This window comes from Rhodovulum sp. (genome assembly GCF_011048875.1).
GTDB classification, from domain to species: domain Bacteria; phylum Pseudomonadota; class Alphaproteobacteria; order Rhodobacterales; family Rhodobacteraceae; genus Rhodovulum; species Rhodovulum tesquicola.
Window position 1 is genome coordinate 1 of record NZ_DSDD01000244.1, and the last position, 3,967, is coordinate 3,967.

Sequence of the window (3,967 nt, forward strand, 5' to 3'; positions counted from 1 at the left end):
CCGACTGGACGATGCCCGCCAGTCTGGGCGCCCTTTTTGCGGGCCTCGCGCCCGGCGCGCGCGTGAAGGTCAGCCTCACGCTCGGCGATGGCCACAGCATCGCCCCCGCCTGTTCGATCAACGGACATGAATGCGGCATGCTGAGCAATGTCGGCGCGCCCGATCCTGTCACCGGCCTGGCCGATTCCGCCTGGTTCGGCATCGCCCCGGATCGCGGGCTCACGATCAGCCCCAGCCGAAACAGGATCTCCTATGTGGCCGAAGCCGGGAGCTATCGTCCCAAGGCATGCGGCCCGGGCGGAACCCCGGCTTTCCCGGGCCTGCCGGACGGCATCTGCGATTTCTCGGGCTACGAGGCCGAGTTCGCGATCACCCGGACAAGCGCCTCCGACAAGGACGCCACGATGACGGTTGTGCCTCTGCCGGCCGGCCTGCCCCTGATCGGCGTGGCGCTCATCCTGCTCTACACGCTGCGACGCGCGCGCTGAATGCGTCCCATCAGGGCAGCGGCGGGCATCTGTATCCGGTGCCATTCGAAAAAACCCCTGCAAGCGGAATTTTCCGCTTGCAGCCCCCCAGCGGAGTTTATAAATCAGGCCTTACCCAATGGACGCGGGCGTAGCTCAGGGGTAGAGCATTACCTTGCCAAGGTAAGGGTCGTGAGTTCGAATCTCATCGCCCGCTCCAGAATTTACCAATACAGATGTCCAACTGGACCGATAACGGTCGTGCGAAGCCGCGCGGCTGGCCATCTCGGTCGGACTGGAAAGGGACGGCATTCGTCAAGACGCCGGGGCCCGGTCCATGAAGACGGATCATCGGCGAGCGCGCTATCGGCGAGGCTGACGACAAGCCCGTTTGCGGAAAAGCGACGGCCATGTGCGGAAGATGGGGCTTGGGGGGCCGCCCCGCGGGGCGCATGCCTCCGGGCGGCACATCGCCCCTCCCTCTGCTCAAGACCGGGCCACGCCGGACAGGATCTGCGCGAGCGCCGCGCATATCATCGAGACCGCGATGCCGGTTCCCGACCTTTCCAGCAAACGGAGCAAGGTCGGCGACAGGGCTTTCCATGTGCTCGATGCTCTGCCGGGTCCGGCCAATGCCAACCGGCCGCAGCCCGCCGCTCCGGCGGTTAAAATCGCCGTCGTCGAAGGACGACATAACGGGGAGATGCGTGGTACCGCCTCCCCGGCTTGAACGGGGGACCTCTGGATCCACAATCCAGCGCTCTAACCAACTGAGCTAAGGCGGCACTGAAGCGCGATTTAACGCCCGTCGTGGCGCAATGCAAGCCCCGTTGCCGGATCGGGGCGGCTTTTGCCTGCGCCGCACGCCTCTTGTCAGCGTGGGGGCGACAGGCTAACGCAGGACCCTGACCATTCCGAGGGGCTGCCATGGGCATCGACAAGGAAAGCGAACTCGCCGCGAATTTGCAGATCGGGCCGACGAGCCTTGGCATGGTGCGGTTCTATGTCGAGGGCGAGGGTGTCGACCTGCCGATGGATTTCGACCCCGACGAGGCCGAGGAGATCGCCGAGGAAATCCGCGCCGCCGCCGCACAGGCCCGCACCATCGGCGAGAAGGCCGCCAAACCGGGCAAGAAGGACCGCCCTAGGGGCTGAGGCCCGGGTCGCGCAGCGCCTGCAACCGCAACGCCGCGTGGCGGGCGAATCTCTGCATGACCGCCTTGCGCCGTGCGCCCGCCAGCCTTGTCTCGGGGCCCTCGCGCAGGATCTCGGCGCCGTAGGCATCGGCCAAGATCAAGCCAGTGCCGGGCGGCAACAGGTCCCGCGGGAACGCCTCGTCCACCGCCCAGAAGAAGCGGTCGCACCAGTCGAGATAGCCCTGCCACTTGCGATCCGCGGCGAAATCGGCCCGACACGACTTGCATTCGACGATCCAGACTTCGCCCTTCGGCCCAAGCGCCATCACATCGACGCGCAGCCCGGCCGTGGGCACCAGTTCCTCGACACAGGCAAAGCCCAGATCGCGCAGGTGCCGGCTGACGCCGCGGGCGATCAGCTGGCCGGGCGCCAGCGCGGCAGGCGGTCGGGGCGGGACGCTTGGCATGGAGGCAGGATGAACAATCCATGAACAGGTGGCAAGCCTTGCAGCCATCCCCGCCCTGCCCTATCTGTGATCGAAGGCGGGTTCTGCCCTTCCCGTGCTGGGGTCAAATTCCGGTGGCCTTAAGCAAATCCGAGGGAGCTGGCTCTGTCCGGGTCCTGGCCCGGTTACCTGGCGCCCACCTGTATGAACAGGTCCTCGGGAATGAGCTGCCCTTACGGTCGTGGTGGTCCCGCCCCTTTGCCGCCCCGTATACCGATTTGAGCGCCCCGCTCAGGGGGCCAAGGCGCCGCGCGCACCTGAACTGACCGTCAGCGCCTCGGGCCAGCCGACCAGCCATTCGACCAGCACCAGCAGCAGGCAAAGCGCGACCACCCCCAGCACCAGCCGCACGCGCGACGCGCTGGGCGGGTGTTGCGCCCAGCGTTTCGCACGCAGAAGCCACAGCAGGTTCATTCCTCGAACCGGACCGATCCGATATAGGGCAGGTTGCGGTTGCGCTGGGCAAAGTCGATGCCATAGCCCACCACGAAGCGGTCGGGGATCTCGAAGCCTACCCAGCTTGCCCGCACTTCGACCTCGCGCCGCGAGGGCTTGTCCAGCAGCGCGCAGGATTCCAGCCGCCGGGGCTTTTTCGCGGCCAGCAGGTGCAGCACATGCGCAAGCGTGTGCCCGGTGTCGACGATATCCTCGACCACCAGCACGTCGCGCCCCTCGATCTTGCCGCGCAGATCCTTGAGGATGCGCACCTCGCGCGAGCTTTCCATGCCGCTGCCATAGGACGAGGTCTCGATGAAATCGACCTCGACCGGCAGCCGCAATTCGCGCACCAGATCGGCGATGAACACGAAGGATCCGCGCAGCAGCCCCACCACCACCAGCTTGTCGGTATCGGAGAAATGGCGCGTGATCTCGGCCGCCAGCGCCTCGACGCGGGCGGCGATCGTCTTGGCCGACAGCATCTCGTCTATGACATAGGGTCGCTCGCCCATGCCTTCCCCCTTGATTTCGGCCGCTCACTAGCAGAAACGACTGCCCACTGTCAGCAGACAAACGGGATCATGCCCAGACATTCCGAAAACCGCGAGATGCCCTATTCGGCGCAGCAGATGTATGATCTGGTGGCCGATGTCGCCGCCTACCCCGAATTCCTGCCCTGGACGGCCGCCGCGCGCATCCGTCGGCGCACGGATTTCGGCGATCACGAGTTGATGGAGGCCGATCTGGTGATTTCTTTCAAGGTGTTCCGCGAACGCTTCGGCAGCCGCGTGACGCTGTGGCCCAGCCTCTACAGGATCGACACCGAGTATCTGGACGGGCCGTTCAGGTACCTGAAATCCTACTGGCATTTCGAGGACGTCGCCGAGGGCCGCTGCAAGGTCGAGTTCTTCGTCGATTTCGAGTTCAAGAATCGCGTGTTGCAGGGCGTGATCGGCGTGGTGTTCAACGAGGCGATGCTGCGGATCGTGCGCGCCTTCGAGGCCCGCGCCGAAGACCTGTACGGCAAGCCCGCCGCCTGAGCCTTTCGGCCCGTCGGGCACCCCGGGGGCGAAGCGGCGGGACTCACCGACGCCCCGGCCGATTTCGTCGCCCGTGTCATGGCAGCACAGGTGACGCGCGGCCGCGCGTGGGCTGCCCGACGCCCCCGCCCCCGCGACGCTTCCGTCCGGGGCGGGCTAGAGTCGACCGCGACCAAGTTGAATCTTTGGGATTCACATCCGGGGTGATTTCTGATTCATGCTGACTGCCGGGAAGGAGGCGGCATGGATGGGGAAACCGTATTCTTCGGATTTGCGTCAGCGGTTTGTGGCCGTTCTGGATGAGGGTATGTCGGCCAGTGCAGCGGGCCGCAGGATGCGGATTGCGCGCGCGACAGCGGTGAGATGGGCCGCCACGTGGC

At 65.9% G+C, this 3,967-nt stretch carries 8 protein-coding genes and 2 tRNA genes; 6 read left to right on the forward strand and 4 right to left on the reverse strand.

Features of this window, described 5'->3' with window-relative positions:
• The 3 genes from ENN83_RS08635 to ENN83_RS08645 form a co-directional block, all read left to right on the forward strand.
• Positions 1-488: hypothetical protein (locus ENN83_RS08635; protein WP_287185986.1), on the forward strand; the 488-nt coding region annotated here is incomplete at its 5' end.
• A gap of 124 nt (positions 489-612) precedes the next feature.
• Positions 613-687 (forward strand) — tRNA-Gly (locus ENN83_RS08640).
• A gap of 327 nt (positions 688-1,014) precedes the next feature.
• Entirely contained in the window at positions 1,015-1,197 is a 183-nt protein-coding gene (locus tag ENN83_RS08645) for a hypothetical protein (protein WP_287185988.1), read from the forward strand.
• Here ENN83_RS08645 and ENN83_RS08650 read toward each other — a convergent pair.
• Positions 1,176-1,252: transfer RNA gene (locus ENN83_RS08650), tRNA-His, on the reverse strand. The two genes, ENN83_RS08645 and ENN83_RS08650, sit on opposite strands and share 22 nt — an antisense overlap.
• A gap of 142 nt (positions 1,253-1,394) precedes the next feature.
• Between ENN83_RS08650 and ENN83_RS08655 the strand changes: the two genes are divergently transcribed.
• Entirely contained in the window at positions 1,395-1,622 is a 228-nt protein-coding gene (locus ENN83_RS08655) for a DUF6324 family protein (RefSeq protein WP_287185990.1), read from the forward strand.
• Here the strand turns inward: ENN83_RS08655 and ENN83_RS08660 are convergent.
• The 3 genes from ENN83_RS08660 to hpt form a co-directional block, all read right to left on the reverse strand.
• Positions 1,612-2,070, reverse strand: coding sequence for an MmcB family DNA repair protein (locus ENN83_RS08660; protein WP_287185992.1), 459 nt, complete (start codon positions 2,068-2,070; stop codon positions 1,612-1,614). The genes ENN83_RS08655 and ENN83_RS08660 overlap by 11 nt on opposite strands.
• Positions 2,071-2,340: 270 nt before the next feature.
• Positions 2,341-2,523 carry a hypothetical protein gene (locus ENN83_RS08665; protein ID WP_287185994.1) on the reverse strand — a complete coding sequence of 61 codons (183 nt, stop codon included), beginning with the start codon at positions 2,521-2,523 and terminating at the stop codon, positions 2,341-2,343.
• Complete coding sequence (gene hpt / locus ENN83_RS08670; protein ID WP_287185996.1) at positions 2,520-3,059, reverse strand: hypoxanthine phosphoribosyltransferase; 540 nt, start codon at positions 3,057-3,059, stop codon at positions 2,520-2,522. The genes ENN83_RS08665 and hpt overlap by 4 nt, the downstream gene beginning before the upstream one ends.
• Positions 3,060-3,128: 69 nt before the next feature.
• Between hpt and ENN83_RS08675 the strand changes: the two genes are divergently transcribed.
• The gene (locus tag ENN83_RS08675) at positions 3,129-3,587 is read left to right on the forward strand and encodes a type II toxin-antitoxin system RatA family toxin (protein WP_287185997.1); all 459 of its coding nucleotides are present in this window, start codon (positions 3,129-3,131) and stop codon (positions 3,585-3,587) included.
• Positions 3,588-3,834: 247 nt separating this feature from the next.
• Positions 3,835-3,967: IS630 transposase-related protein (locus ENN83_RS17140; protein ID WP_414707642.1), on the forward strand; the 133-nt coding region annotated here is incomplete at its 3' end.

Excerpts from the sequence above, each read along its gene's own strand:
- ENN83_RS08675 (WP_287185997.1), top strand. The coding sequence starts at position 3,129 with ATGCCCAGACATTCCGAAAACCGCGAGATGCCCTATTCGGCGCAGCAG.
- ENN83_RS08660 (WP_287185992.1), bottom strand. The coding sequence starts at position 2,070 with ATGCCAAGCGTCCCGCCCCGACCGCCTGCCGCGCTGGCGCCCGGCCAG.
- hpt (WP_287185996.1), bottom strand. The coding sequence starts at position 3,059 with ATGGGCGAGCGACCCTATGTCATAGACGAGATGCTGTCGGCCAAGACG.
- ENN83_RS08645 (WP_287185988.1), top strand. The coding sequence starts at position 1,015 with ATGCCGGTTCCCGACCTTTCCAGCAAACGGAGCAAGGTCGGCGACAGG.
- ENN83_RS08665 (WP_287185994.1), bottom strand. The coding sequence starts at position 2,523 with ATGAACCTGCTGTGGCTTCTGCGTGCGAAACGCTGGGCGCAACACCCG.
- ENN83_RS08655 (WP_287185990.1), top strand. The coding sequence starts at position 1,395 with ATGGGCATCGACAAGGAAAGCGAACTCGCCGCGAATTTGCAGATCGGG.